This window comes from Achromobacter sp. ACM04, assembly GCF_014851465.1.
Classification (GTDB): domain Bacteria; phylum Pseudomonadota; class Gammaproteobacteria; order Burkholderiales; family Burkholderiaceae_B; genus Achromobacter; species Achromobacter aegrifaciens.
Map to the genome: position 1 here is coordinate 265,826 of NZ_JACUZS010000005.1, position 25,114 is coordinate 290,939.

At 67.7% G+C, this 25,114-nt stretch carries 25 protein-coding genes; 9 read left to right on the top strand and 16 right to left on the bottom strand.

Annotated features, from left to right (window positions below):
• Positions 1-73: 73 nt before the first annotated feature.
• The 4 genes from IB259_RS26585 to IB259_RS26600 form a co-directional block, all read right to left on the bottom strand.
• A complete protein-coding gene (locus IB259_RS26585) occupies positions 74-424 on the bottom strand; it encodes a 2Fe-2S iron-sulfur cluster-binding protein (RefSeq protein WP_054455325.1) in 351 nt (116 codons plus the stop codon).
• Positions 421-750, bottom strand: coding sequence for a ferredoxin (locus tag IB259_RS26590; RefSeq protein ID WP_192330551.1), 330 nt, complete (start codon positions 748-750; stop codon positions 421-423). Before IB259_RS26590 ends, IB259_RS26585 begins: the two co-directional genes overlap by 4 nt.
• A gap of 5 nt (positions 751-755) precedes the next feature.
• Positions 756-1,055, bottom strand: coding sequence for a 2Fe-2S iron-sulfur cluster-binding protein (locus IB259_RS26595; protein WP_054455328.1), 300 nt, complete (start codon positions 1,053-1,055; stop codon positions 756-758).
• Between the two features lie 72 nt (positions 1,056-1,127).
• The gene (locus IB259_RS26600; protein WP_054455904.1) at positions 1,128-1,859 is read right to left on the bottom strand and encodes a TenA family transcriptional regulator; all 732 of its coding nucleotides are present in this window, start codon (positions 1,857-1,859) and stop codon (positions 1,128-1,130) included.
• 237 nt (positions 1,860-2,096) lie between these two features.
• Between IB259_RS26600 and IB259_RS26605 the strand changes: the two genes are divergently transcribed.
• Positions 2,097-2,312: a hypothetical protein gene (locus IB259_RS26605; RefSeq protein WP_054455330.1), complete on the top strand. Its 216-nt coding sequence runs from the start codon at positions 2,097-2,099 to the stop codon at positions 2,310-2,312.
• A gap of 51 nt (positions 2,313-2,363) precedes the next feature.
• Here the strand turns inward: IB259_RS26605 and IB259_RS26610 are convergent, their stop codons facing one another.
• Positions 2,364-2,759 carry a DUF2809 domain-containing protein gene (locus tag IB259_RS26610; protein ID WP_192330553.1) on the bottom strand — a complete coding sequence of 132 codons (396 nt, stop codon included), beginning with the start codon at positions 2,757-2,759 and terminating at the stop codon, positions 2,364-2,366.
• A 124-nt stretch (positions 2,760-2,883) separates the two neighbouring features.
• Between IB259_RS26610 and IB259_RS26615 the strand changes: the two genes are divergently transcribed.
• From IB259_RS26615 to IB259_RS26625, 3 genes are all read left to right on the top strand, one after another.
• The gene (locus IB259_RS26615) at positions 2,884-4,119 is read left to right on the top strand and encodes a molybdopterin-dependent oxidoreductase (protein WP_192330554.1); all 1,236 of its coding nucleotides are present in this window, start codon (positions 2,884-2,886) and stop codon (positions 4,117-4,119) included.
• Positions 4,120-4,129: 10 nt separating this feature from the next.
• Positions 4,130-4,474, top strand: coding sequence for a hypothetical protein (locus IB259_RS26620; RefSeq protein WP_054455334.1), 345 nt, complete (start codon positions 4,130-4,132; stop codon positions 4,472-4,474).
• A 146-nt stretch (positions 4,475-4,620) separates the two neighbouring features.
• Positions 4,621-6,312 (top strand): MFS transporter, encoded by a 1,692-nt coding sequence (locus IB259_RS26625; RefSeq protein WP_192330555.1) that lies wholly within the window; start codon positions 4,621-4,623, stop codon positions 6,310-6,312.
• Between the two features lie 27 nt (positions 6,313-6,339).
• Here IB259_RS26625 and IB259_RS26630 read toward each other — a convergent pair whose 3' ends face one another.
• From IB259_RS26630 to IB259_RS26640, 3 genes are read right to left on the bottom strand one after another with little or no spacing between them, the layout of a single operon-like run.
• Positions 6,340-7,077, bottom strand: a complete 738-nt coding sequence (locus tag IB259_RS26630; RefSeq protein WP_119449906.1) for a phosphoribosyltransferase — start codon at positions 7,075-7,077, stop codon at positions 6,340-6,342.
• 27 nt (positions 7,078-7,104) lie between these two features.
• Positions 7,105-8,289, bottom strand: coding sequence for a M20 aminoacylase family protein (locus IB259_RS26635; RefSeq protein WP_119449905.1), 1,185 nt, complete (start codon positions 8,287-8,289; stop codon positions 7,105-7,107).
• Positions 8,290-8,316: 27 nt separating this feature from the next.
• The gene (locus IB259_RS26640; RefSeq protein ID WP_192330556.1) at positions 8,317-9,297 is read right to left on the bottom strand and encodes a tripartite tricarboxylate transporter substrate binding protein; all 981 of its coding nucleotides are present in this window, start codon (positions 9,295-9,297) and stop codon (positions 8,317-8,319) included.
• Between the two features lie 129 nt (positions 9,298-9,426).
• On the opposite strand from IB259_RS26640, the gene IB259_RS26645 reads away from it, so the two are divergent.
• Positions 9,427-10,377 carry a LysR family transcriptional regulator gene (locus IB259_RS26645; RefSeq protein ID WP_175180383.1) on the top strand — a complete coding sequence of 317 codons (951 nt, stop codon included), beginning with the start codon at positions 9,427-9,429 and terminating at the stop codon, positions 10,375-10,377.
• Positions 10,378-10,395: 18 nt separating this feature from the next.
• Here IB259_RS26645 and IB259_RS26650 read toward each other — a convergent pair whose 3' ends face one another.
• The gene (locus IB259_RS26650) at positions 10,396-11,373 is read right to left on the bottom strand and encodes a tripartite tricarboxylate transporter substrate-binding protein (protein ID WP_175212813.1); all 978 of its coding nucleotides are present in this window, start codon (positions 11,371-11,373) and stop codon (positions 10,396-10,398) included.
• A gap of 182 nt (positions 11,374-11,555) precedes the next feature.
• Between IB259_RS26650 and IB259_RS26655 the strand changes: the two genes are divergently transcribed.
• Complete coding sequence (locus IB259_RS26655; protein ID WP_175162023.1) at positions 11,556-12,965, top strand: MFS transporter; 1,410 nt, start codon at positions 11,556-11,558, stop codon at positions 12,963-12,965.
• A gap of 7 nt (positions 12,966-12,972) precedes the next feature.
• On the opposite strand, the gene IB259_RS26660 is transcribed toward IB259_RS26655, so the two are convergent.
• From IB259_RS26660 to hutC, 7 genes are all read right to left on the bottom strand, one after another.
• Complete coding sequence (locus tag IB259_RS26660; protein ID WP_225591284.1) at positions 12,973-13,725, bottom strand: carbon-nitrogen hydrolase family protein; 753 nt, start codon at positions 13,723-13,725, stop codon at positions 12,973-12,975.
• A gap of 146 nt (positions 13,726-13,871) precedes the next feature.
• On the bottom strand, positions 13,872-15,089 hold the full coding sequence (gene hutI, locus IB259_RS26665) for an imidazolonepropionase (RefSeq protein ID WP_192330558.1): 1,218 nt from the start codon (positions 15,087-15,089) through the stop codon (positions 13,872-13,874).
• Positions 15,090-15,115: 26 nt separating this feature from the next.
• Entirely contained in the window at positions 15,116-16,645 is a 1,530-nt protein-coding gene (gene hutH, locus IB259_RS26670) for a histidine ammonia-lyase (RefSeq protein WP_054455350.1), read from the bottom strand.
• A gap of 27 nt (positions 16,646-16,672) precedes the next feature.
• Complete coding sequence (locus tag IB259_RS26675) at positions 16,673-18,091, bottom strand: cytosine permease (protein ID WP_192330560.1); 1,419 nt, start codon at positions 18,089-18,091, stop codon at positions 16,673-16,675.
• Between the two features lie 66 nt (positions 18,092-18,157).
• Positions 18,158-19,837 (bottom strand): urocanate hydratase, encoded by a 1,680-nt coding sequence (gene hutU / locus IB259_RS26680; RefSeq protein ID WP_175162015.1) that lies wholly within the window; start codon positions 19,835-19,837, stop codon positions 18,158-18,160.
• 197 nt (positions 19,838-20,034) lie between these two features.
• The gene (locus IB259_RS26685; RefSeq protein ID WP_119449897.1) at positions 20,035-20,637 is read right to left on the bottom strand and encodes a HutD family protein; all 603 of its coding nucleotides are present in this window, start codon (positions 20,635-20,637) and stop codon (positions 20,035-20,037) included.
• Complete coding sequence (gene hutC, locus IB259_RS26690; protein ID WP_192330562.1) at positions 20,634-21,377, bottom strand: histidine utilization repressor; 744 nt, start codon at positions 21,375-21,377, stop codon at positions 20,634-20,636. Before hutC ends, IB259_RS26685 begins: the two co-directional genes overlap by 4 nt.
• A 209-nt stretch (positions 21,378-21,586) precedes the next feature.
• Here hutC and IB259_RS26695 point away from each other — a divergent pair, with 209 nt between their 5' ends.
• The 3 genes from IB259_RS26695 (at position 21,587) to IB259_RS26705 (ending at position 25,105) form a co-directional block, all read left to right on the top strand.
• Complete coding sequence (locus tag IB259_RS26695) at positions 21,587-21,877, top strand: metal-sensing transcriptional repressor (RefSeq protein WP_054455908.1); 291 nt, start codon at positions 21,587-21,589, stop codon at positions 21,875-21,877.
• Positions 21,878-21,906: 29 nt separating this feature from the next.
• Positions 21,907-23,016 carry an S-(hydroxymethyl)glutathione dehydrogenase/class III alcohol dehydrogenase gene (locus IB259_RS26700; protein WP_054455360.1) on the top strand — a complete coding sequence of 370 codons (1,110 nt, stop codon included), beginning with the start codon at positions 21,907-21,909 and terminating at the stop codon, positions 23,014-23,016.
• A gap of 169 nt (positions 23,017-23,185) precedes the next feature.
• Positions 23,186-25,105 carry a bifunctional UDP-sugar hydrolase/5'-nucleotidase gene (locus IB259_RS26705; protein WP_192330563.1) on the top strand — a complete coding sequence of 640 codons (1,920 nt, stop codon included), beginning with the start codon at positions 23,186-23,188 and terminating at the stop codon, positions 25,103-25,105.
• Positions 25,106-25,114 lie beyond the last annotated feature (9 nt).

Below are 25,114 nucleotides of genomic sequence, written 5' to 3' on the forward strand. Positions count from 1 at the left end.
CGCCTGAAACTCATCACACCGAGCCGGCCGCGCGGCCAGGAGCCAGCGCCGGTCGGCCAGGGCCTTGCAGCCCTCAGGTCGCCGCTTCCACGGGATCGGACGCCGCGCCGACCACCACGCCCTTGCCGTTCTGGATCACCCACGACACCTTCACATCGCCATTGACGAAGGTCTGGCAGGCCATGCGGTAGCCGGCCTCGAAGTCTTCGGGACGCAGATGCTTGCGCTCCTTCGGCTTGATGGCGTCGGTGTTTTCCAGCCCTTCCTCGATGCGGCACTTGCAGGTGCCGCACAGGCCGCCGCCGCACTTGAAGGGAATGCCGCCCTTTTCCTTGAGCGACACGCGCAGCAGATTGCTGTTCTCGGGCGCCGTGGCGACCTTGCCGCCATTGGAGATGAATGTGATCTGGACCATGTTGTTCAGTGCTCCGCGGCGACCGCGCCGGAGCGCAGCGTCAAGGTCGATTCCATGCTGCCAAAGCGCGTCAGGTGGGCCAGTTCCTTGCGGGCGGCTTCCACCGACGCGAACTTCTCCAGGAATTTGGAGGGCACGCGGTTCACCACGTAGGGCGGCGTTTCCTCGGTGACGATGAGCTTGGTTTCGCCATGCAGGCGGGCGATGCGGTAGACGGCCAGCGCGCGGCCGTAGAACGCGTAATCGTAGGTTTCAAGGATATCCACCGCGCCATCGTCCGCTTCCGTGCGGAATACGCCGGGCTTGGTGGTCAATATGACGTATACCGGGTCCATTGCCGCTACGCCTCCACGTCCTGGACCAGCTCGATGTCACTGGTAAGCCAGAGCTGGCACGCCAGCCGGTAACCCTGGTCGATGCGTTCGCCCAGCTGCTTTTTTTCCTTCCAGTTCACCGGCGGCAGATGCTCGGCCCCGGCCAGCACGCGGCAGGCGCACTTGGCGCACTTGCCCATGCCGCATTCGTAGCGCAGATGCGGATACGGAAACTGCTTGATGCCGGCCCGCACCACCAGGTTGGTGTTGTCCTTCACCACGTCGGTGTAGGTCTGGCCGCCCTTATGAAACACGATGGTAGGCATGGATACTCTGCTCTGGGGTCTGCGGGGCCGCGGCCGTCCGGCGCGAAAGCGCCAGACGGCCTTGCGGTGTGCTCAGGCGGCAAGGCCCAGTTCGGGCAGCGTGATTTCCTGCTGCACGTAGTCGGTGTAGAGCGCGGTCGTGTACAGCAGCCGCATCTGCGCGCCGATCTCGCAGATCTTCAGGCAGCGCTGCTGCAGGTCCACCGTGTTGGCGTGCTCCAGCACGATCTGGTAGCCGCGTTCGCCGTGGATTTCGTCGGACACGATGTGCAGGTCGAAGAACTCCACTTCCTCGTCGGTGAAGCCGTACTTCTCGCGCAGGGTCGGGGTCTGCTTGCGGTAGATGGACGGCACTTGCGATTCCAGGCCCACCACCAGCCCGGCCACCGCCACGATGGGGTCCTCGCGCATGGCCACGGCGTAGCACCAGCTTTGCAGGGCGCGCGTGGTGGGCGACATGTTGTCGGGGTTGGTGACGCGTTCGCGGGTGGTGCCGCAGGCTTCGGCAAAGCGGATCAGCAGGTCCGTGTGGCGGTCGCCCCCGATTTCCTCTTCATACATATTGGCCAGCAGGAAGTCCTTGGCCTCGGTGTAGGAATCGGGCGTGCGGGCGTACAGATAGCCCAGGTAGTCGGCGAACGGGCCCACGTAGTGGTAGTGGTTCTCGGCCCAGCGCTGCAGATGCTGGCGGCTGAGCTTGCCTTCTGCCCAGGCGATGGAAAAGGGCGAAGCGTTGGCGCTCTTGCCCTTGATCGCGTTTTCCAACGCGGTACGGAATTCATCTCGGTTCATCAGTTCAGCCATGACTCGCTCCAGGTCCATTGGTGAGGATTCCAGGCTGGTCTAAGCCCGGGCATGTTGAACATTGTATACCGTCTACTATTTTGAACTGCTAGGGCAATCCCGGAGATTGGTCAAACGCTGCCCAATAAACAGGGACAGTCTTTATGGATCAATGACTTGGCGTGCGCACGCGGGGGCTGGCCGGAATGCGCGCGCACTGGTACAATGAATACACTTTCAATGCAATACGGAAATACCATGAATACCCGCCATCCCCTGGGAGACGCCCCGATCGGCCAACAATTGCTGACGCATTACGCCCGCCGTGACGCCGTGCGCCACGCCACCCCGCTGTTTCCTTCGTCCTGGGCCGAGCTCTTCGCGCCGTTCCGCAACGCCCGCCTGCAGCCGCTGCGCGCAGCCAAGCCCGCCGCGCACGCGCACGACGACGCGCCGGTCTGCCAGGCAGGCTGATTCCCTGATGGAAGCCCGGCTGATTTGGCCGGGCAGAAAGACGAAAAGCGCCTAGGCGCCGCGCAACGCGGCGCCCCGCCGCCGGTTCCAGGCGGCCAGCGCCAGCACCAGGAAGAATCCCAGCGTATAGGCCAGCATGTCCCACCAGTCGGGCACGCTGCCCAGGATCACGCGCAATACCGGCTGCTCCAGCCGCCAGCCGAAATACCGGGCCAGGTACTGCCCCAGTTCCACCGCGTAGCCGGTGAACAACGCGGCCAGCGCCAGCGGCAGCACGCCCGCGCGGATGAAGCTGCGATACACCAGATAGGCCCAGCCCACCGCCACCACGTCGCCCACGAAGCCCCGCAACAGGGGATAAGGCGCGCCCAGGGTGGCGATCAGCGCTTCCAGCGCGGTTACGGCCAGCAGCGCGGCAAAGGCGCGCTTGTTGAAGGTCAGGGTCATCGGTGCGAAAAACGCGGAAATTGAAACGGGCAGCGCGGACGTTAACGCATTTGTCAGGCCGCCGCGCGTAGGCTCGTCTGAACGCGCCGGGGCAGGGCGCTGACAAGAACGAGGAGACACCAAGATGAGCACATCCGACCCGAATGGGCGCCGGCGCTTCCTGCGCCAGGCCTGTACGCTGGGCGCCACCGGCACGCTGGCCGGCCATGCGCTGACCAGCCTGGCGGCGCCGGCCACCGTCACGCTGCCGTTCGCCAACGGCGAGCGCGACCTGATCGCCTATCCGCAAAAGCGGCCCCTGATCCGCCAGACCTCGCGCCCGCCGCAGCTGGAAACGCCGTTCGCGGTCTTCAATGAGAACATCATCACGCCCAACGACGCGTTCTTCGTGCGCTACCACCTGGGCAACATCCCCACCGCCATCGACCTGAACACCTACCGCATCAAGGTCAGCGGGCTGGTGGACAAACCCCTGGAGCTGTCGCTGGCGGACCTGAAGCAGCAGTTCGGCAAGCCCGTGGAACTGGTGGCTGTCACCCAGTGCTCGGGCAACAGCCGCGGCTTCTTCGCGCCACGCGTGGGCGGGGGGCAACTGGGCAACGGCGCCATGGGCAATGCCCGCTGGCTGGGCATCCCGCTCAAGCGCGTGCTGGAAAAAGCCGGCATCCGCGCCGGCGCGCGCCAGGTGACATTCGAGGGCATGGACCGCCCGGTGCTGCCCGGCACGCCGGAGTTCGTCAAGGCGCTGGACGCCGCCCATGCGCTGGACGGCGAAGTCATGCTGGCCTACGCCATGAACGGCGCCGACCTGCCCATGCTCAACGGCTATCCCGTGCGCCTGGTGGTGCCGGGGTACTACGGCACCTACTGGGTCAAGCACCTGGCCGACATCAAGGTGCTGGACAAGGAGTTCGACGGCTTCTGGATGCAGAAGGCCTACCGCATTCCCGACAATGATTGCGCCTGCACGCCGCCGGGCAAGGCGCCGGAGAAGACGCGCCCCATCGGCCGCTACAACGTGCGCAGCTTCATCACCAGCCTTGCCGAAGGCGCCCGCGTCGCCCGCGGCAAGCCGGTACAGGTGCGCGGCATCGCCTTCGATGGCGGCAAGGGCATACGCGAGGTCCAGTTCTCGTCGGACGACGGCAAGACCTGGCAGGCCGCCAAGCTCGGCCGCGACCTGGGCCGCTATTCCTTCCGCGAATGGCACGCCGATTTCACGCCCAAGACCGCCGGCGACTACACGCTGAAGGTCCGCGCCACCAACACGGCCGGCGAAACCCAGCCGCTGGACCCGCTGTGGAACCCGGCCGGCTACATGCGCAACGTGGTCGAAACCGTCCGCGTCACCGCCGCCTGAGGAGAGCGCCATGAACCGCCTTATCCGTCGCTGCCTGCCGGCGCTCGCGCTGGCCTGCGCCTGTCTCTCCCCGGCCGCCCAGGCCCTGGAAATCAAGCTGCCCCAGGAAACCGCCACGCTGCATTCCGGCACCGGCGCGGGGGCCCAGCATGCGGCCCTGTGCCTGATGTGCCATTCGGTGGACTACGTATCGTCGCAGCCGCCCATGCCCCTGGGCTTCTGGGACGCCGAGGTCAAGAAGATGGTGGGCACCTACGGCGCCCCCATCCCCGCCGACCAGGTACCGTTGATCGTGGAATACCTGAACCAGGCCTATCCGCCGGCCCCTGCGCCGGCCCCGGCCGCCAAGCAATAGGCGGCCTCCCGGCAGCAGCCCCGGGGCGGCGCGCGACCGCCCCGCAGCGCCGCGCGCGCTCCCTTCGATCGCTGGCTTAGGCGTACCATTACCCGACCCAGACCACGTCCGAAAGGAGCGCCCGCCCGGCGCCCCGGAAGAACCCCATGCTGCAACCCGTTTCGGCCAACACCGATCTGCCCGCGGACGCGCCAGCCGCCCCCGCCCCCGTGCTGCAGGTCAGCACGCTATCCCCCTTCGCGTTTCCGGCGTTCCGCATCATCTGGATCGCCAACCTGTTCGCCAACCTGGGCACCTGGGCGCAATCCGTCGCTGCCGCATGGATCATCACCACCGAGCAAAGCAGCCCGCTGATGGTCGCCATGATCCAGGTGGCCGCCGCCTTCCCGCTGGTGGCGCTGTCCATCCTGACCGGCGTGCTGGCGGACAACTACGACCGCCGCAAGGTCATGCTGACCGGCATGCTGCTGGAGCTGACGGGCGGCGTCTTCATCACCATCCTGGCCTTTGCCGGCCTGCTGCATCCCATCACGCTGATCGCGTCGGTGTTCTGCATCGCCATCGGCAGCGCCATCGTCACGCCGGCCTGGCAGGCCGCCGTGGGCGAACAGGTGCCGCGCGCGCATGTCGGCAGCGCGGTACTGCTGAACAGCGTCAACTTCAACGTGGCGCGCGCGGTAGGCCCGGCCATCGGCGGCCTGCTGCTGGGCGCCATGGGCGCGCCCTGGGTGTTCCTGCTGAACTGCTTTTGCTACGGCGGCCTGATCTGGGCGATCTGGCGCTGGAAACGCGACCTGCCCCTGCGCCGCCTGCCGCCCGAAGGCATCCTGGAAGGCGTGGTCGCCGCGCTGCGCTATACCCAGCATTCAACCGTCACCCGCGTCGTGATGCTGCGCTCGTTCGCCTTCGGCCTGTCCGCCAGCGCGCTGTGGGCGCTGCTGCCGCTGCTGGCGCACGAACACGAAGGCGGCAGCGCCCTGCTGTACGGCTACATGCTGGGCGCACTGGGCCTGGGCGCGATCCTCGGCAGCGCCGTGGTGCGGCGGGTCCAGGCGACCTTGGGCGCGAGCGGCCTGATCAGCGTGGCGGCGGCCCTCCTGGCCGCGTGCCTGCTGGCGCTGGGCCTGGCCGGCACCCTGTGGGTGGCTTTTCCCGCGCTGCTGCTGTCCGGCAGCTGCTGGATCGGCGTGCTGGCCACCTACAACACCACCGTCCAGATGCTGGTGCCGGACTGGGTCAAGGCGCGCGCGCTGGCGCTGTACCAGACGGCCATCTTCGGCGGCCTGGCGGCTGGCTCCTTCATGTGGGGCCATTTCGCCGGCACCATGGGCGTTTCCGGCGCCCTGGCCACCGCCGGCATCATGCTGGGCATCACCGTCGCGCTGATGTACCGCTCGCGGCTGCCCGAACATCTGGACACCACGTCGCTGGCGCGCGCGGACGCCACCGAGCCGGCGATGGCCGCGGTCGGCTTCAACACGCAGCACGGCGCGGTGCTGGTCGCCGTGGAGTACCTGATCGAAAAGGAAAAGCTGTCCGCGCTGATCGGCGCGGCGCATCCGCTGCGCCTCATGCGACTGCGCAACGGCGCGCAGCAATGGCAGCTGTTCCGCGACCTGGAGCGCGAGGGCGTCTGGCGCGAAGTCTTCCTGGTGGAAAGCTGGATGCAGTACCTGCGCATGATCGACCGCATGACGCTGGAGGACAAGATGGTGCTGGACAAGGTGCGCGCGCTGCACGCCGGCGACAAGCCGCCGGTGGTGTCGCGCAACGTCAGCTATCTGGCCATGAACGAGGCGCAGGGCTTCTCGCTGCGCCGCGATCCGGAATCCCTGTAAGCGCCGCGCCGACGGGCCTGCCGGGCTTCAGGCGGCCGTTTCGGGCGCCCAGCCCGCGGCCGTGCGGCGCATGCGCGGCGACTCGAACGCACAGGCCACCGGAATCGGCGCGCCATCCGCGTCCACCAGCCGCTCGCGCCAGCGCTCGCCCTGGCACATGGCCACGACGATGCCCGCCACTTCCGCGCCGCAGCGCGCCAGCAGTTCCAGCGCGGACAGCATCGTCTGCCCCGTGCTGACGGCGTCGTCCACCACCAGCACGCGGCGCCCCGCCAGGCTGCCCGCCAGATTCGGATCCACGTACAGCAGCTTGCCGGCATCCGGCGTGGTCAGCGACTGTACCGGCACGGCCAGGCGTTCGTCGTACCAATACTTGCGCGAATAACCGAAGGGCACGTAGCGCGTGAACCCCAGGCCGCGCGCCACCATGGGCGCGAAAGCGAGGCCCAGCGTCGGCAGGCCCACGACGACCTCGGCCTTGAAGGCGCGCGCGCGCTCGGCCATGAAGCCGGCCAGGGCATCGACCACCTCCAGGCTGGCATGGTTGGCGATCAGCGAGGCCACGCAGCGATCAGGGTCGCCGGGCACGCCGCGCAGCGGCAGCACCAGATAGCGGCCGTCAGGCAGCCGTGCTGGATAGCCGCGGGAATAGGGCGGACCCACCGGCAGCGCCAGCGCATCGGCGCTGACGATCTCCTGCCAGTAGTCGGTGGTGGCGTCGAAGGCCGGCGCGCCGGCGGCAATCGGGTCGTGTGAGGCAGTCATGCGTCGCGGAAAAGTAGCGGCTGCCGGTCAGCGCGCGCCGGCGGCCAGATAGGCTTCCGCCAGCGTCACCCAGTAGCTGGCCGTGACCGGCAGGATGTCGTCGTTGAAATCGTAATCGGGGTTGTGCACCATGCAGCCGCCTTCGCCCTCGCCATTGCCGACGATGAAATAGCTGCCGGGCACCTGCTCCAGCATGAAGGCGAAATCATCGCTGGCCTGCAACGGCTCCAGGTCGGGGATCAGCAGGTGTTCGCCCAGCCAGCCGCGCGCGACCTCGGCCGCGAACTGCGTGGCGGCGCGGTCATTGACCACCGGCGGATAGCGCCAGCGGTAGTCCACGTCGACGCTGGCGCGGTGCACCGCGGCCTGCGCCGTAGCGATCGCCGTGATGCGCTCGCGCAGCAGCGCGCGCGTTTCAGGGCGGCGTGCGCGCACCGTCAGGCGCAGCTCCACCGACTTGGGAATCACGTTGGGCGCGTCACCGCCGTGGATGGCGCCTATGGTCACCACCGCCATGTCGTTGGGATCGATCTCGCGCGAGACGATGGTCTGCAAGGCCAGCACGATGCTGGCCGCCGCCACGATGGGGTCCACCGCCACGTGCGGCATGGCCCCATGGCCGCCCACGCCGCTGACGGTCAGGATCACCGTGTCGGACGAGCTGTACATCACGCCGGAGCGGAAGCCGAAATGGCCGGCCGGATAGCCCGGCTCGTTGTGGAAGCTGTAGACGGCGTCGCAAGGAAAGCGTTCGAACAGGCCGTCGGCAATCATCTTCTGCGCGCCGCCATGGCCTTCCTCGGCGGGCTGGAAGATCAGGTGCACGGTGCCGTCGAAACGGCTGCGTTCGGCCAGCGCGCGGGCCGCGGCCAGCAACGTGGCCGTGTGGCCGTCGTGGCCGCAGGCGTGCATCTTGCCGGGATTCTGGCTGGCGTAGGGCAGGCCGGTGGTCTCATGGATGGGCAGGGCGTCCATATCGGCGCGCAGGCCCAGCCGGCGCGCGCCGCTGCCCCGGCGCAAGGTGCCCACCACGCCGGTCACGCCCAGGCCGCGATGCACTTCGTAGCCCCAGGCCGCCAGCCTTTCGGCCACCAGTTCGGCCGTGGCGACCTCCTGATAGGCCAGTTCGGGATTGGCGTGGATGCGATGGCGCAGCGCCACCATCTCTTCCTGGATGGCCTGGATCTCGGGCAGCACGGGGGGTGTATTCATGGCATGGCTTCCTGCAAAGGGGCAGGCCTATTCCTGCTGGATGTTGGCGCTCTTCACGATGTGCGCGTACAAGGCTTTTTCCTTCTTCAGGAAAGCGGCGAAATCCTGCGGCGTGCCCTGTCCGGGCATGGCGCCGCCTTCGGCCAGGCGCTTTTGCACCTCGTCCATGCGCAGCACCGCATTCAGCTCCAGGTTCAGCCGCTCGACCACGGCGGGGTCGGTGCCAACCGGCACGAACACGCCGGTCCAGGTGTTGAGTTCAAAGCCCTTGAGCGCCGGCGTCTCGCCAAACGCCTGCACCTGCGGCAACGTGTCCACGCGCGCGGCGGACGTCACGCCCAGCGCGTGCAGCTTCTTCTGCTGCACCAGCGGCGTGGCGCTCGTGGTCACCAGCAGGCCCAGGTCCACCTGGCCGCCCATGACGTCGTTGGTGATCTGCGCGCCGCCGCGGTAGGGCACATGCACCAGTTTGACCTTTGCCTGGTCCTGCATCACCTCCATCGCCAGATGCAGCACGGTGCCCACGCCCGACGAAGCGTAGGTCAGCGTGTCGGGTTTCTCGCGCGCCAGCGCGATCAGCTCGTCCATGTTCTGCACCGGCAGGCCCGGACGCGCCAACAGCACCACGGGCGCGGTGGTCACCAGCGCCACCGGCGCGAGATCGGTTTCGGCGTCGTACTTCACGGCCGAGTTGATCAGCCGGGCCACGCTGATCGGGCCGTCAAAGCCCATCACCAGCGTGTAGCCGTCCGGCTTGGCATGCACGGCCTTGGCCACGCCCAGCACGCCGCCCGCGCCCGCCACGTTGTCGACGATGACGGACTGCTTGAGGCGGTCCGACAGCTTTTGCGCCACCAGGCGCGCCGTGGTGTCGACGTTGCCGCCCGGACTGAACGGCACGATCAGGGTCAGGGGCCGGGCGTCGGGCCAGGTGTCGGCGCCGGCCGCGGGGGCAAGGCACAGCGCGGCGGCCAGCGCGGACACGGACAGGAACAGGCGTTTGAACATGGAAGGAGCGGGGTCGGAGCGAGGAACGCGCGTGGAACCGGCAGCGCGGAGGAGGGCGACGGCGCCATCCTAACCAGATCCTGGTGATAACTGAAATGCTATATTTTTATAGATTCATCAGACAAATCTATGACCAAGCGCCCTGCTTCCGATGGCCACGCTGCCCCCGCCCGCCAGCCCACGCTACGCCAGTTGCGCGGCTTCAAGGAAGTGGCCCGCCACGCCAGTTTCAGCCGCGCCGCCGAGGCCCTGGCGCTGAGCCAGCCGGCCCTGTCCGCCGCCATCCGCGAGCTGGAAACGCTGATGGGCGTGGCCCTGTTCGAGCGCAGCACCCACCATGTGCGCCTGACGCCCGCCGGACAAGCGGCGCGCGCGCAGATCGAATGGCTGCTTAACAGCTATACGCAGGGCGCCGAAGACCTGCAGCGCCTGCTGGACACGCAGGCCGCCACGGTGCGCATCGGCTGCATTCCGTCCACCATGCACCTGCTGGCGCCGGTGGTGGCGCAATGGCGCCTGCGCCATCCCGAAATCGTGCTGATCCTCAGCGACCACCTCAACGACGAACTCATGGCCGCGCTGGGCAATGGCGAACTGGATATTGGCCTGGGCCTGGACTTCGGCCTCACGCCCGGCGTGGCCGCGGCTTTCGTGGCCGAGGACGACCTGGTCGCGGTGCTGGCCGATACGCACCGGCTGGCGCGGCGCCAGGCGGTGACCTGGCAGGATTTGAAGGCGGAGCCATTGGCCGTGCTGTCGCGCGGCAGCACCTACGAAATGATCGTGGCCACGCTGCGCCAGCTGGGCTCGGACCTGGCCGCGACCGACACCCTGAATTACACCGACACGCTTTACAGCCTGGTGCGCGCGGGATTGCGCGTGGGCCTGATCTCGCGCCTGTACACGCAGGGGCAGCGGCAGGACGGCCTGGCCATCGTGCCATTGCAGCGTCCGCGGCTCACGCGGCGCATTTGCCTGATGATGCGCGCGCCCGAACAGCAGGCCCGCGCCGCGGTGCGGCTTTGCCACGCCGAACTGGCCCAATTGCTGCGCGAACGCGCAGCCATCCGGACACCCTAGAAAGCCGGACGCGGGCGCTCAGCCGCCCGTCCGCGCACGCCAGGCCACGGCGCGTTCGGCCCAGGCCTGATGGATCGCGTTCATGTTGCGCGCCAGCGTGGCGGCATCGCCGAAATTCACACGCGACCCCTGCAAGTGCAGCTGCATGCGGACTTCCTCCGATTCGAGCGCCCGCGCCACCTGCTGCTGCAGTTGCTCGACGCGGGCCGGCGCCACGCCGCGCGGCGCGAACAAGCCGGCCACACCGCCGCGCTCCAGTCCCGCGAAGCCCTGCTCGGCAAAGGTGGGAACATCGCCCAGATCGGCATGGCGGCCTGGACCCGAAATCGCCAGCAGGCGCAGCCGCCCGGCGCTTGCCGGCTCCCGCAATTCGGCCAGGGATGTCAGGCCCAGCGCCAGATAGCCGGCCTGCAGGTCGGTCACCAATGGCGCGCCGCCGCGATAGCACACTGCCGTGGCCGCCACGCCGAAACGCTCGGCCAGCAGCTCCACGGCCAGCTCCGGCACGCTGCCGGGCGCAGGCACGCCCACCGGCAGCGGCCCCTCGTGTCCGCGCAGATCCTGCAGCTTCAACCAACGCGAATCCGCCCTGACCGCCAGCGCAATGGCGCTCTGGTCGGTCGTCTGTGCCACCGCCGCGAAATCATCCGGCGACGCAAAGCCGGCCTGCGCCACGATATGCGGCAAGATGGCCAAGGTGTGCTCGTTGGTGAACAGCAGGGTATGCCCATCCGGGCGCGCGGCCAGCAGCTCCTGCGCCGCCAGCAAGCCCCCCGCGCCGGGCCGATTTTCGACCAGCACCACCTCGCCCAGGCCGGCCTCCAACTGCCGCGCCAACAAACGGGCGATCACATCCACCCCGCCCCCCGGCGGAAAGCCGACCAGGATGCGAGTCAGAGGCACGGCCCCAAGACGCCCTGCCGCCGCAGCGCCCAGAACGCCCAGCGCGAGCGCCGGCAAGAGCCGGCGACGGCGCTGGGATACGCCAAATTGCATGGTCGACCACTCCTTGGAAACGCGGCCCGGTGCCGCGCAGGCGGCAGGATAAGGAGAAACGCCCTGCAAGGAAAGCCAGCTCCCCACCCGGTCCGCGGGCCGGATCCCTTAACACGTTCTAGAATCAGTGATCGCAGCTTCCGGCCCTCTGTCCGGACGCGTTGCCCCCCGTGGTCCCGTACATGCTCTCGTTCTCCCGCAATACCGTCTATCCGGCCGGCGTCGGCCTGCCGGCAGCCGAACGCCCGGGCGCGCTCCTGGCCGTCATGCTGGCCCTGTGCATGGCCAGCCTGGACACCGCCATCGCCAACACGGCGCTACCCACCATTGCGCGCGACCTGCAGGCCAGCGATGCCGGGTCCATCTGGATCGTCAGCGGCTATCAGCTGGCCATGGTGGCGGGCCTGCTGCCGGCCGCGGCGCTGGGCGAAATCCTGGGCCACCGGCGAGTCTATATCGTGGGGCTGGCGATCTTCATCCTGTCTTCGCTGGCCAGCGGCCTGGCGCCGTCCTTGCCCACGCTGGTGATCGCGCGCGTGCTGCAAGGCCTGGGCGCGGCCGGCGTCATGAGCGTCAATGGCGCGCTGCTGCGCTTCATCTACCCCTCGCACCTGTTGGGCCGCGGCCTGGGCCTGAACGCCATGGTGGTGGGCATCTCCTTCGCGGCGGGGCCGACCGTGGCTTCGGCCATCCTGCTGCTGGGATCCTGGCACTGGCTGTTTCTGATCAACGTGCCCATCGGCCTGCTGGCGTTCGCGCTGGGCCTGCGCAAGCTGCCCGGGACCGCGCGCGCGCCGCATCGCTTCGACGGCCTGGCCGCAGTGCTGTGCGCCCTGACGCTGGGCCTGTTCGTGCTGGGGTCCAACGAATTGGCGCACGCCGCCCCCTTGCCGCGCGTGGCGCTGGAATGGGGCATCGCCGCAGCCAGCCTGTGGCTGCTGATGCGCCGGCAGGCCGGCCACCCCGCGCCCATCCTGGCGGTGGACCTGTTGCGCCGGCCCTTGTTCGCGCTGTCCGCAGCCACTGCCGTGTGCGCGTTCGCGGCGCAGGCGCTGGCCTTCGTGTCGCTGCCGTTCCTGCTGCAAGCCACGCTCGGCTACAGCCAGGTGCAGACCGGCTTTCTCATCACGCCCTGGCCGGTAGTGGTGGCGATCATGGCGCCGATAGCGGGACGGCTGTCGGACCGCTATGCGGCCGGCGCCCTGGGCGGCGTGGGTTTAGCCCTGCTGGCGCTGGGCCTGGCCTCAATGGCGCTGATGCCGGCCTCGCCATCAGTCTGGGACCTCTGCTGGCGCATGGCGCTGTGCGGCGCCGGCTTCGGCTTCTTCCAGTCGCCCAACCTGCGCGCCATCATGATGTCGGCGCCGGCCTCGCGCGCCGGCGGCGCCAGCGGCATGATAGGCACGGTGCGGCTGCTGGGCCAGGCCTCGGGCGCGGCCCTGGTGGCCGCCTGCTTCAACATTTCCAGCACGCACGGCGCCATTGCCGCGCTGTGGCTGGGTTGCGTGTGCGCCGCGCTGGCCTGCGTCGCCAGCTTTTCGCGGCTGCGCTTTGACGCGAGCGAGCCGGCGCAGGCCGGCTCGACGCGCTAGCGCCGCGCTATTCCCGCACGTAGCACGGGTACTGCGACTGCTGCGCGCGCGCACGCGCCGGATCCACCTCGATCACCACGATGGATTCGGTATCGCTGGTTTGCGCCAGGGGTTCGCCATCCGGCTGGAATGCGAATGCCGTCCCCCCGAATACCTGCCCCGCCGCCGTGCGCCCCGCTCGGTTCGAGCTGACCACATAACAGCCCGACACCAGCGCCGCCATGGCGCCCGCCGTCAGCCAGCGGCGCGTCGACGCGCTGCTGGCTCGCGGCGCCACGATCAGCTCGGCCCCCGCGCGTCCGTAGGCGCGCGAGCGCTCGTTGAACATCAGTTCGGTGCATAGCTGCACGCCCAGGCGTATGCCGCCCACCTCGAATACCTCGAAGCCGTCCATGGCGGCATGGAACCAGGTCGCTTCGAAATAGCCCGGTTCCTCCGGGAAGTACTGCTTGTGGTGCAGCCGTGTGTAGCGGCCGTCCTGCAAGGCGAACGCCTCGTTGGCCAGCCGTCCACCCGCATGCACCGGCCGCGACGACACGACGGCCGGCACTCCCAGCGCCGCCAGCGCATCCAGGCCCGCCTCGTGGACGCGCACCGACGCTGCCGCGCGATCCGCGTCGTATTGCGGGTCCGCGGCTACCCAGGGGCCAAACGGCATTTCACTGGTCACCAACAGATCCGGGGCCAGCTCGCCGATGCGTTCGGCGATGCCTTCCCAGGTCGCGCCCTTGGGCTCCAGATCGGCCGGCCCTTCCATCATGCATATCCGCATACCCACATCCAATCCGATCGCGCGCTCCGGGATGAACGCGTCATCCACGGATGGTAGACCGCCTGCGGCGACTGCGGACGCGCGCGGGTCCAAGCCGTCCGTTGCGGGCGCGATCCTGTCCGGATCTGCCCGTTTCAGGCAAGCGTTGCAGCGTCGACCAGCGCGCCATGCCGGACCACCCGCTTGGGCAGATCGCCGCCTATCCAGTAGGCCAGTTCGGCGGGATGATGCACCTCCCAGGCGACGAAGTCCGCATACTTGCCGGCTTCCAGCGTGCCATGCGTGGCCTGCAGGCCCAGCGCTTTGGCCGCATGCGCCGTCGCCCCCGCCAACGATTCTTCGGGCGTCAGGCGGAACAGCGTGCAGGCCATGCTCAACATCAGCCGCAGCGACAGAGCGGGCGAGGTGCCGGGATTCAGGTCGCTGGAGATGGCGATGGGTACGCCATGGCGGCGCAACAGGTCGATGGGAGGCAGCTTGGTCTCGCGCAGGGCGTAGAACGCCCCAGGCAGCAGCACCGCCACCGTGCCGGCCTGCGCCATTGCCAGCACATCGCTTTCGGTCAGGTATTCCAGATGGTCCGCCGACCAGGCGCCATAACGTGCGGCCAGCGTCGCGCCGTGCAACGAAGACAGTTGCTCCGCATGCAGCTTCACGGGCAGCCCCAGTTCACCAGCGGCCTGGAACACCCGTTCGACCTGCGCCGGCGTGAATGCCAGATGCTCGCAGAAGGCATCCACCGCGTCGATCAGGCCCTCGGCCGCCAGTACCGGCAACATGCGGCGCGCAACTTCATCGACGTAGTCGTCGGCCCGCCCGGCATACTCGGGCGGCAGCGCGTGCGCGGCCAGGCAGGTCGCGCTGACGGTCAGCGGCAAAGTCTGGCCCAGGCGCCGCGCCACCCTGAGCATCTTGCGCTCGTTGGGCAGGTCCAGCCCATAGCCCGATTTCACTTCCAGCGTGGTCACGCCGTCGCGCATCAGATGCAGGGCGCGCCTGCGCGCGCTGGCGTAGAGTTCGTCCTCGCTGGCGGCGCGGGTGGCGCGCACGGTGCTGGCGATGCCGCCGCCTTGCGCGGCAATGGTGGCGTAGTCCACGCCTTGCAGGCGCTGCTCGAACTCCAGGCTGCGATCGCCGCCAAACACCAGATGGGTGTGGCAATCGATCAATCCGGGCGTGACCCATGCGCCGCCCAGGTCATGCTCGCCCGCAACGTCCGCTGGCGGCAGCGTTGCCTCGGGACCGATCCATTCGATACGGTTCTCGCGCGTGACGATGGCGGCCCGTTCGATCACGGAGTATTTGCCTTGCGCCATCGTGGCTGCGTGGCAATTGCGCCAGACCTGTCTCATGCGTAGGCTCCTGTTGCGCGCCGGCGTTAAAGACTGGGCAACAGGCCCGCCGGCACCAGCGCCGTCAGACCCTGGCCCGCGATGAGCAGACTCGCCGCCTCGATGTCGGGTGCGAAGAAGCGGTCCCGCTCATAATGCGCCACTTTCTCGCGCAACAGGCCGCGCGCACGCTCCAGCTTGGGCGCGGTCTTCAGGCCCTGGCGGAAATCCAGGCCCTGGCAGGCGCCCAGCCATTCGATCGCGAGGATGTCGCGCACGTTCTCGGCCATGGGCCAGAGCCGCTTGCCCGCATTCGGCGCCATGGACACGTGGTCCTCCTGGTTGGCCGAAGTCGGCAGGCTGTCCACGCTGGCCGGGTGCGCCAGCGCCTTGTTGTCGCTGGCCAGCGCCGCCGCGGTCACCTGGGCAATCATGAAGCCGGAGTTCACGCCGCCGTTGCTCACCAGGAACGGCGGCAGCTGCGACATGTGCTTGTCCATCATCAGCGAAATACGGCGCTCGGACAGCGCGCCGATCTCTGCCAGCGCCAACGCCAGGTTGTCCGCCGCCATGGCCACGGGCTCGGCATGGAAGTTGCCGCCCGACACCACGTCGCCCTGCTCGGCAAACACCAGCGGATTGTCCGAGACCGCGTTGGACTCGATCTCCAGCACCTGGGCCGCATGGCGTATCTGCGTCAGGCAGGCGCCCATGACCTGCGGCTGGCAGCGCAGCGAATAGGGGTCTTGCACCTTGTCGCAGTTTGCGTGTGAATGCCCGACCTCGCTATCCTCGGTCAGCAGATCGCGGTACACGGCCGCCACGTCGATCTGGCCAGGCTGACCACGCGCGGCGTGGATGCGGGGATCGAACGGTGCGCGCGATGCCAGCATGGCTTCCACGCTGAGGCTGCCGCAGACCAGCGCGGCAGCCAGCAGATCCTCGGCCTCGAACAGGCCGCGCAGCGCATAGGCCGTCGAAACCTGCGTACCGTTCAAGAGCGCCAGGCCTTCCTTGGCCGCCAGCGTCAGGGGTTCCAGCCCCGCCTGGGCCAGCGCTTCGCGCGCGGGCAGCCAGGCGCCGCGATGGCGCGCCTTGCTCTCGCCCAGCAGCAGCAGGGACATGTGCGCCAGCGGCGCAAGGTCGCCCGACGCGCCCACCGATCCCTTCAGCGGAATATGCGGATAGACCTCGGCGTTCACCAGCGCGATCAACGCGTCGATGACCTTGCGGCGGATGCCCGAATAACCCCGCGCCAGGCTGTTGATCTTCAGCACCATGATCAGCCGCACCATCGCGTCGTCCAGCGCCTCGCCCACTCCGGCCGCGTGCGACAGCACCAGCGAACTCTGCAGGGCTTCCAGGTCCTCGCGCGCGATCCGCGTCGTGGCGAGCAACCCGAATCCGGTGTTGATGCCGTAGGCCGTGCGGCCTTCATCGATGATGCGTTCGACGCAGGCCACGCTGGCCTCGATCGGCCCGGCGGCAGCCGGGTCCAGCGTCACGCGCGCCGGCTGCTGATAGACGCGCCGCAAGTCCGCCAAGGTCATGTGGCCGGGTGTCAGATGCAATTCCATTGTTGTTCTCCTAGGCGTGTGCCGGCGTCAAAGCGTATGGGTCGCGCGGGCGGCGCCGCGAGGTTGCGGTACGGCATCCCGGCGCGCGAACAGGTAATACAGGATGCTGGGCACGACCAGGCCGATGATCCACGAGATATCCACCCCGCCCAGGCGCTCGACCATCGGACCCGTGTAGAGCTTGGTCGAAATGAAGGGCATCTGCACCAGCACCCCGAACAGATATATCAGGATCCCTGGCCAGTTCCAACGGCCATAGCGCCCATTCGGATCCGACAGCGCTTCCACGTCGTATTGCTCGCGGCTCACGAAGTAGTAGTCGACCAGATTAACCGCGCTCCACGGCACGAAAAACGCCAGCAGGAACAGGATGAAGGACTTGAACGCGTTCAGGAAGGAATGCTGCCCGATCAGCGCCACCGCCGTGGCCGCCGCGACGATCACCAGCACCAGCAGCGCGCGCTGCCGGCGGGAAATCTCCACATGTCCGCGAAAGCCGCTGGCGATGGTCGCGATGCACATGAAGCTGCCGTAGGAGTTCAGCGTCGAAATCGTGACCTTGCCGAACGCGATGGTGAAGTACAGCAGCGCGGCCATGGCTCCCGTGCCGCCCAGCCCGACGATGTAGGCGACCTCGCGCCCGGCAAACTGGCCGGCCGCCATGGCCGCGGCCAGCACGCCCAGCACCATTGCAATCTGCGCGCCTAGCACCGAACCCAGCCCTACCGCCAGGAAGGTCTTGAACGACGAGGTCCGGCTCGGCAGATAGCGCGAGTAGTCCGCGACGTAAGGCCCATAGGCGATCTGCCACGATGCCGCCAGCGACACCGACAGCAGGAAGGAACTCCACGTGAAGTGGCGGATCTGCAGCAACTGGCCCACGTCGCCCAGCGCGATCACGCGGCTGAACAGGTAGAAGAAGGCAATGATGCCCAGCACCGTCGCGATCCGCCCGATGATGTGGATCATGCGGTAGCCGAACAACGTCACCCCGGCGATCACAGCGGCGAATATCAGGATGCCGGCCGTATCGCTCACGCCGAACAACTGGCCCAGGGCCTGCCCCGACAGCACCGTGCCCGTGGCCGTGAATCCCAGGTACATCAGGCACACCAGCACGATGGGGATCGCCGCGCCATATACGCCGAACTGCACCCGGCTGGAGATCATTTGGGGCAATCCCAGCTTGGGTCCCTGGGCCGCATGCAGCGCCATCACCGCGCCGCCAAAAACCTGGCCGACGAACAGCCCGATCAGCGACCAGTAAACGTCTCCGCCCAGCACCACCGCCAAGGCTCCGGTGATGATGGCGGTGATCTGCAGATTGGCGCCCATCCACAGCGTGAACTGGCTGTAGAGCTTGCCGTGGCGCTCCGTTTCGGGAATGAAATCGATCGAGCGCCGCTCGATGAGCGGCCCCCTTGCTGCCTGGCTGTCCTGAGTCATTGCGTAGTCTCGGTCATGGCGTATGGACGGGCGCGGTCGCGGCCCGCAGGTATGGGCGGCGCGGTATCAGCGCTTGCCCGCAAGCATGGGCAGATTCAGGCCCTGCTCCTGCGCGCATTCAATGGCGGCTGCGTAGCCCGCGTCGGCATGCCGCATGACGCCCGTGCCCGGATCGTTGGTCAGCACGCGGGCGATGCGCTCGGCCGCCTCGTCCGTGCCGTCGCAGACGATGACCATGCCGGCATGCTGCGAAAAGCCCATGCCCACGCCGCCGCCATGGTGCAGCGACACCCAGGTCGCGCCGCTGGCCGTGTTCAGCAGTGCGTTCAGCAGCGGCCAGTCGGATACCGCATCCGAACCGTCGCGCATCGATTCCGTTTCACGGTTGGGGCTGGCGACAGAGCCGGAATCCAGATGGTCGCGGCCGATGACGATGGGCGCCGACAGCTCGCCGGTGCGGACCATTTCATTGAACGCCAGGCCCAGCTTGGCGCGCTGGCCCAGGCCCACCCAGCAGATGCGCGCCGGCAGGCCCTGGAAGCTGATGCGTTCGCGCGCCATGTCCAGCCAGCGGTGCAGGTGTGCGTCGTCCGGGATCAGTTCCTTGACCTTGGCGTCGGTCTTGTAGATGTCTTGCGGATCGCCCGACAGCGCGGCCCAGCGGAACGGGCCCACGCCGCGGCAGAACAATGGCCGGATGTAGGCGGGCACGAAACCCGGAAAATCGAACGCGTCCGCCACGCCTTCTTCCTTGGCCATCTGGCGGATGTTGTTGCCGTAGTCGAAGGTCGGAACGCCCTGGCGCTGGAAGGCCAGCATGGCCTGCACATGCACCGCCATGGACTGCTTGGCCGCCTTGATGACCGCGGCCGGTTCGCGCTTGGCGCGCGCGCGATAGTCCTGCCAGGTCCAGCCGGCCGGCAGATAGCCGTTCAGCGGATCGTGCGCGCTGGTCTGGTCCGTCACCATGTCCGGGCGCACGCCGCGGCGCACCAGTTCCGGCAGGATCTCGGCGGCGTTGCCGCACAGGGCGATGGAAACGGCGCGGCCTTCCTGCGTGTACTTGGCGATGCGCGCCAACGCGTCGTCCAGGTCGCGCGCCTGTTCGTCCACATAGCGGGTGCGCAGGCGGAAATCGATGCTGGTCTGCTGGCATTCGATGTTCAGCGAGCAGGCGCCAGCCAGCGTGGCCGCCAGCGGTTGCGCGCCGCCCATGCCGCCCAGGCCGGCGGTCAGCACCCAGCGCCCTTTGAGGTTGCCGCCATAGTGCTGGCGGCCCGCCTCGACGAAGGTCTCGTACGTACCCTGCACGATGCCCTGGCTGCCGATGTAGATCCAGCTGCCCGCCGTCATCTGGCCGTACATGGCCAGGCCCTTGGCATCCAGTTCGTTGAAGTGTTCCCAGGTGGCCCAGTGCGGCACCAGGTTGGAGTTGGCGATCAGCACGCGCGGCGCGTTGGCATGGGTCTTGAAAACGCCTACCGGCTTGCCGGATTGCACCAGCAGGGTTTCGTCTTCGTTCAGGTTCTTGAGCGATTCGACGATCTTGTCATAGCAATCCCAGTCCCGGGCGGCGCGGCCGATGCCGCCGTAAACCACCAGTTCCTTGGGGTTCTCGGCCACGTCGGGGTCCAGGTTGTTCATCAGCATGCGCAAGGGGGCTTCGGTCAGCCAGCTCTTGGCGTTCAGTTGGTTGCCGCGCGGTGCGCGGATGACCACGTCGCGGTATCGGTTCGAGTTGTCCAAGAGGCTCTCCTTGATCGGTTCGGTTGCGCGCCTGCGTGGCGCTGCGCTTGTCTGGATCATAGGATGCCTATGCTTGTATATACAAGTCAATATGAGTCGATTTTTCTCAGGGATTACCCGAATAAAAAAGCCGAGGCGACAGCACCCCGGCTTTCATCGGCAACAACGGAATACGGCCGCTCCAGGCGGCCGCGCAATCAGACGCTACGCGGCAACAGTTCGATCACGCAGGCGTCCAGCGGCGCTTCGGCCTCCAGCCGGTACTCGGCCAGGCAGTCCATGGACTCGGCATGCAGGCAGTCGTAACGCGACGGCAGCACTTGCGGCTTGCCGTCGATGCGCACCGTAAGCGCGCCGCCCGCCGTCAGCACCAGCACATCGCGCGCGGCGCTGTGGAATGTCCATGGCCCCGCGCCCGCCACCCACTGCAGCCGGGCATGCCAGCGCGCCGGCGCGTAGATCAGGTTGAAGTCGCGTATCGGCCCATCCAGCAGACGGCACTGCACTTGGGCCTCGCCTGCGAAAGCATAGGCCTGGCGCGGCGTGAGCGGCGTCTGCAGGCTGCCGTCCACCGTCAGCTGGATGCCCGAGCCCTCCAGTACCGTGATGATGCGCTGATAGCCCGTGAACGCGGAAAAGCCGCCGTCCTGCGCCACATCGGCGATGGACAGGCGCCAGTCGAACCCGGCCGCGCTGCCGCCGGGATTGCAGACGACTTCCTGCGTGGTGCCGCCGCCGTTGCGCCAGGGCATGCGCGGATAGTCGGCGGCGCGATACAGATGGACTTCGGGTTGCTTCATGAGGTGAACTTGCCTTCCAGGCGGTGCCGGGAACCAGGGTGAATCAAACGGGCCAGGGTGACGGTGCGGTCGCCCGACCAGGTGCGGCGGCTGATCAACAGACAGGGCTCGTCGCGCTCGATCTGCAACAGCTGGCATTCGCGCGGCTTGGCGAGGATGGCCTCGACCACGTGCTCGCCTTCGCTCAGCGGCGCGACGCGCGTCAGGTATTCGTACGGCGTGCTATGCGTAAAGTCCTGCTTCAGGTAGTCCGGCGCCAGGCCCACATTGACGTAGCGGTCCTCCAGCTGGATCGGCAGGTCGTCTTCGTAGTGCACGATGATCGAGTGGTACACCGGCTGCCCGGCGCGGATATCCAGCGCCAGCGCCTGTTCGGCGCCTGCGGGCTCTTCGGCCAGGCGCACCACGCGGCTGTGGTGGCGATGATTGCGCGCCGCGATCTCGTCGGCGATGTTATTGACGGCGAACAGCGCCGAGCGCGCCTTGGGCTGGGCCACGAAGGTGCCCACGCCCTGCATGCGCACCAGCAGTCCCTCGGCCGTCAACTCGCGCAAGGCGCGATTGATGGTCATGCGGCTGAACCCGAGCTCATCGACCAGTTCGCTTTCCGACGGCACCCGGTAGTGTTCCGGCCAAGCGCCGCTGCGGATCTGCTGCGCGATCATTTGCTTGACCTGCGCATAGAGTGGCGCAGGCGGCGCATTGGCCTGGATGGGCAATTTGGGGGGATTGGAAGCCATGGGAGATCCTGTAATGCGGCGCCAGGCGACGGATGGCGGTCAGCGCCTAGTATAGACAGGTACAGACGGCTCGCGGATCCGCAGACCCCGCGCGGCCCCGGCTTGTCGCCCGCGCCGCGCCTAGGCATGGTCCCCGGCGCGGGAGTACCGTAGTGGACGTGGGCAGCCAGATTTTCTATACTCCCCCCCTGTATTCATCGGAGCCTGCCGTGCCGCACTCCCCGGAAGAGAAAAAACGCGTCGTCACCCGCTTGCGCCGCATCCAGGGCCAGGCGCTGGCGCTGGAGCGGGCCGTGAACGAAGGCACGGAATGCGGCGCGCTGCTGCAGCAGCTGGCCGCCTTGCGCGGCGCCGCCACCGGCCTGATGGCCGAGGTGCTGGAAAGCCATCTGCGCGAAACCTTCCTCCAAACCGCCCAAGGCGGCCGCCAGGACGCCACGATCGAACCCGAAGCCGAGATCGATCTCTTGATGCGCCTGGTCCGTTCCTATCTGAAATAACGCCATCTGACATACGTGGAGCCCTAACTATGAAATCACGCGCAGCAGTCGCATTCGGACCCGGCAAGCCGCTGGAAATCGTTGAAATCGACGTCGCCCCGCCGCAGCACGGCGAAGTGCTGGTGAAGATCACCCACACCGGCGTCTGCCACACCGACGCCTTCACCCTCAGCGGCGACGATCCGGAAGGCCTGTTCCCCGCCGTGCTGGGCCACGAAGGCGCGGGCGTGGTGGTCGAAGTCGGCGAAGGCGTGACTTCGCTGAAGCCCGGCGACCACGTCATCCCGCTCTACACGGCCGAATGCCGCGAATGCAAGTTCTGCCTGTCCGGCAAGACCAACCTGTGCCAGAAAGTGCGCGCCACGCAGGGCAAGGGCGTCATGCCCGACGGCACCTCGCGCTTCAGCTATGAAGGCAAGCCGCTCTACCACTACATGGGCTGCTCGACCTTCAGCGAATACACCGTGGTCAACGAGATCTCGCTGGCCAAGATCAATCCCGCCGCTCCGCATGAAAAGGTCTGCCTGCTGGGTTGCGGCGTCACCACCGGCCTGGGCGCCGTGCACAACACCGCCAAGGTCAAGGAAGGCGACACCGTCGCCGTGTTCGGCCTGGGCGGCATCGGCCTGGCCGTGATCCAGGGCGCGGTGCAGGCCAAGGCCGGCCGCATCATCGCCGTGGACACCAACCCCAACAAATTCGTGCTGGCCAGCGCCATGGGCGCCACCGACTGCGTCAACCCCAAGGACCACGACAAGCCTATCCAGGACGTGATCGTCGAAATGACCGACGGCGGCGTGGACTTCTCGTTCGAGTGCATCGGCAACGTGCACGTCATGCGCGCCGCGCTGGAATGCTGCCACAAGGGCTGGGGCGAGAGCATCATCATCGGCGTGGCTGGCGCCGGCCAGGAAATCAGCACGCGCCCGTTCCAGCTGGTCACGGGCCGCGTCTGGCGCGGTTCGGCCTTCGGCGGCGTCAAGGGCCGCACACAGCTGCCGGGCATGGTGGAAGACGCCATGAGCGGCAAGATCGACCTGGACCCGTTCGTGACCCACACGCTGCCGCTGGAACGCATCAACGAAGCCTTCGACCTGATGCATGAAGGCAAGTCGATCCGCACGGTGATCCACTACTAAACCCGCGTCTTGCGGCAACGACGGGCCTGGCGCAACATGCGCCGGGCCCGTTGCTTTTGCATGACAGGCTTGCGACATGTCGTCGCGCAACATGACAGCACTGTCATTCATTTCGGCGTCATCTTGACCCGCGACCATTCGCCCTCCGATGACAGAGGGGTACACGCGAATGAACACGTGGAAGAGGAACGCAGGCGCGGCCATGCTGAGCGCACTGGCGCTGCTGGCCGGCTGCGGCGGCGATGACGATGACGACAAGCCCGTCGAACAACCCGAGCAGCCGGCTCCCGGCCGGCCGATGGAACTGACGATCCTGCACATCAACGATCATCATTCCAACCTGGATAGCAAGAAGAAGGACCTCAAGCTCAAGAACGCTGCCGGCGCGCGCGTCGCCGTGAACGCCGATACGGGCGGCTTTCCGCGAGTGACGGGCGCGATCAACGCGCTGGCTGCGCAATCCGCCAACGTGCTCAAGCTGCACGCGGGCGACGCCACCACCGGCACGCTGTACTTCAACCGCGCGGGCGAACCGGGCGAGGCCGACGCGGCCATGATGAACACCGTCTGCTTCGACGCCATGACCCTGGGCAACCATGAGTTCGACAAGGGCGACAGCGGCCTGAAGCGCTTCATCGAACTGCTGCACGCGGGCGCCTGCCAGACGCCCGTGCTGAGCGCCAACGTCACGTTCGCCGCCGGCTCGGCGCTGAATCCCTCGCGCGCCCCCGGCATGGTCAAGCCCGCCGTGGTCCTCAAGCGCGACGGCCAGGATATCGGCCTGGTGGGCCTGACCATCGCCGCCAAGACCCAGCAGTCCTCCAGCCCGGACGCCGGCACCGTGTTCTCGGACGAGACCATCGCCGCGCAGCAGCAGATCGACGCGCTGCGCGCGCAGGGCGTCAATAAGATCGTGGTGATGAGCCACATCGGCTACGGCTATGACAAGCAGGTGATCGCGCAGCTGAGCGGCGTGGACGTGGTGGTGGGCGGCGACTCGCACACGTTGCTGGGTCCCGCCTCCATGGCGGACTATGGCGTGGGCTCGCCCGCGGGCGCCTATCCCACGGTGCTCCAGGACAAGGACGGCAAGCGCGTCTGCCTGGTGCAAGCGTGGGAATACTCGCAGGTGGTCGGCGAGCTGAAGGTGAGCTTCGACGCCAACGGCGACGTCACCGCCTGCGCCGGCACGCCGCATGTGCTGATGGACGGTCCGCTGAAGGTCGCCGGCGCCGCACCCTCGGCAGCCGACGAGGCGGCGATCCAGGCCGACATCCAGGCCAGTGGCTTCCTGCGCATGCAGACGCCGGACGCGCAGGCCGCGGGCGTGCTGCAGCCGTTCAAGGCCAAGGTCGACCAGTTCAGCCGCAGCCTCGTCGCTTCGGTGCCGCAGGAACTATGCTCGCGGCGCGTGCCGGGCGGCCCCGGTTCGCGCGACTACAGCCGCTCCAGCGCCGCCTGCAACACGCTGGGCAGCGTCAGCCTGCGCGGCGGCGACATCCAGCAGCTGGTGGCCCAAGCCTACCTGGACGTGGCCAACGCCAGTTATGGCGGCGCCGACATCTCGCTGCAAAGCGGCGGCGGCGTGCGCGTGCCGCTACTGGGCAACGTAACGGCGGCCAACGTGATCGAAGTGGTGCCTTTCGGCAATATGCTCTGGCGCCTGGATGTGACCGGCGCCGAGGTCAAGAGCATGCTGGAAGACGGCATGCAGGCAGTCTACGGCGCGGGCGGCTCCACCGGCCCCTATCCTTATGCCGGCGGCCTGCGCTGGGACGTGAATGCGGCCCATGCCCAGGGCAGCCGCGTGTCCAACATCGAAGTCCGGGATCAGGCCAGCGGCAACTGGCTGCCGCTGGACGCGGGCCGCAGCTACAAGCTGTTCGTGCTGAGCTTCAACGCCACCGGCGGCGACGGCTACAAGACCCTGGCCAACGTGCCGGCCTCGCGCCGGCAGGACATCGGCGTGCTGGATGCCGACGTGCTGCAGGCCTACATCGACAAGCAGGCCAAGGACCCGGTCAGCGGCCTGCCGGTGCTGAATCTGCTGCCCGTGAGCCTGTACAGCACCAAGACGTACAGCGAGTAGCGGCAGACC

What these genes read in the sequence shown, in the direction of transcription:
- IB259_RS26590 (WP_192330551.1), bottom strand. Translation starts at nt 750, where the DNA reads ATGGACCCGGTATACGTCATATTGACCACCAAGCCCGGCGTATTCCGC.
- IB259_RS26595 (WP_054455328.1), bottom strand. Translation starts at nt 1,055, where the DNA reads ATGCCTACCATCGTGTTTCATAAGGGCGGCCAGACCTACACCGACGTG.
- IB259_RS26600 (WP_054455904.1), bottom strand. Translation starts at nt 1,859, where the DNA reads ATGGCTGAACTGATGAACCGAGATGAATTCCGTACCGCGTTGGAAAAC.
- IB259_RS26605 (WP_054455330.1), top strand. Translation starts at nt 2,097, where the DNA reads ATGAATACCCGCCATCCCCTGGGAGACGCCCCGATCGGCCAACAATTG.
- IB259_RS26610 (WP_192330553.1), bottom strand. Translation starts at nt 2,759, where the DNA reads ATGACCCTGACCTTCAACAAGCGCGCCTTTGCCGCGCTGCTGGCCGTA.
- IB259_RS26615 (WP_192330554.1), top strand. Translation starts at nt 2,884, where the DNA reads ATGAGCACATCCGACCCGAATGGGCGCCGGCGCTTCCTGCGCCAGGCC.
- IB259_RS26620 (WP_054455334.1), top strand. Translation starts at nt 4,130, where the DNA reads ATGAACCGCCTTATCCGTCGCTGCCTGCCGGCGCTCGCGCTGGCCTGC.
- IB259_RS26625 (WP_192330555.1), top strand. Translation starts at nt 4,621, where the DNA reads ATGCTGCAACCCGTTTCGGCCAACACCGATCTGCCCGCGGACGCGCCA.
- IB259_RS26630 (WP_119449906.1), bottom strand. Translation starts at nt 7,077, where the DNA reads ATGACTGCCTCACACGACCCGATTGCCGCCGGCGCGCCGGCCTTCGAC.
- IB259_RS26635 (WP_119449905.1), bottom strand. Translation starts at nt 8,289, where the DNA reads ATGAATACACCCCCCGTGCTGCCCGAGATCCAGGCCATCCAGGAAGAG.
- IB259_RS26640 (WP_192330556.1), bottom strand. Translation starts at nt 9,297, where the DNA reads ATGTTCAAACGCCTGTTCCTGTCCGTGTCCGCGCTGGCCGCCGCGCTG.
- IB259_RS26645 (WP_175180383.1), top strand. Translation starts at nt 9,427, where the DNA reads ATGACCAAGCGCCCTGCTTCCGATGGCCACGCTGCCCCCGCCCGCCAG.
- IB259_RS26650 (WP_175212813.1), bottom strand. Translation starts at nt 11,373, where the DNA reads ATGCAATTTGGCGTATCCCAGCGCCGTCGCCGGCTCTTGCCGGCGCTC.
- IB259_RS26655 (WP_175162023.1), top strand. Translation starts at nt 11,556, where the DNA reads ATGCTCTCGTTCTCCCGCAATACCGTCTATCCGGCCGGCGTCGGCCTG.
- IB259_RS26660 (WP_225591284.1), bottom strand. Translation starts at nt 13,725, where the DNA reads ATGATGGAAGGGCCGGCCGATCTGGAGCCCAAGGGCGCGACCTGGGAA.
- hutI (WP_192330558.1), bottom strand. Translation starts at nt 15,089, where the DNA reads ATGAGACAGGTCTGGCGCAATTGCCACGCAGCCACGATGGCGCAAGGC.
- hutH (WP_054455350.1), bottom strand. Translation starts at nt 16,645, where the DNA reads ATGGAATTGCATCTGACACCCGGCCACATGACCTTGGCGGACTTGCGG.
- IB259_RS26675 (WP_192330560.1), bottom strand. Translation starts at nt 18,091, where the DNA reads ATGACTCAGGACAGCCAGGCAGCAAGGGGGCCGCTCATCGAGCGGCGC.
- IB259_RS26685 (WP_119449897.1), bottom strand. Translation starts at nt 20,637, where the DNA reads ATGAAGCAACCCGAAGTCCATCTGTATCGCGCCGCCGACTATCCGCGC.
- hutC (WP_192330562.1), bottom strand. Translation starts at nt 21,377, where the DNA reads ATGGCTTCCAATCCCCCCAAATTGCCCATCCAGGCCAATGCGCCGCCT.
- IB259_RS26700 (WP_054455360.1), top strand. Translation starts at nt 21,907, where the DNA reads ATGAAATCACGCGCAGCAGTCGCATTCGGACCCGGCAAGCCGCTGGAA.
- IB259_RS26705 (WP_192330563.1), top strand. Translation starts at nt 23,186, where the DNA reads ATGAACACGTGGAAGAGGAACGCAGGCGCGGCCATGCTGAGCGCACTG.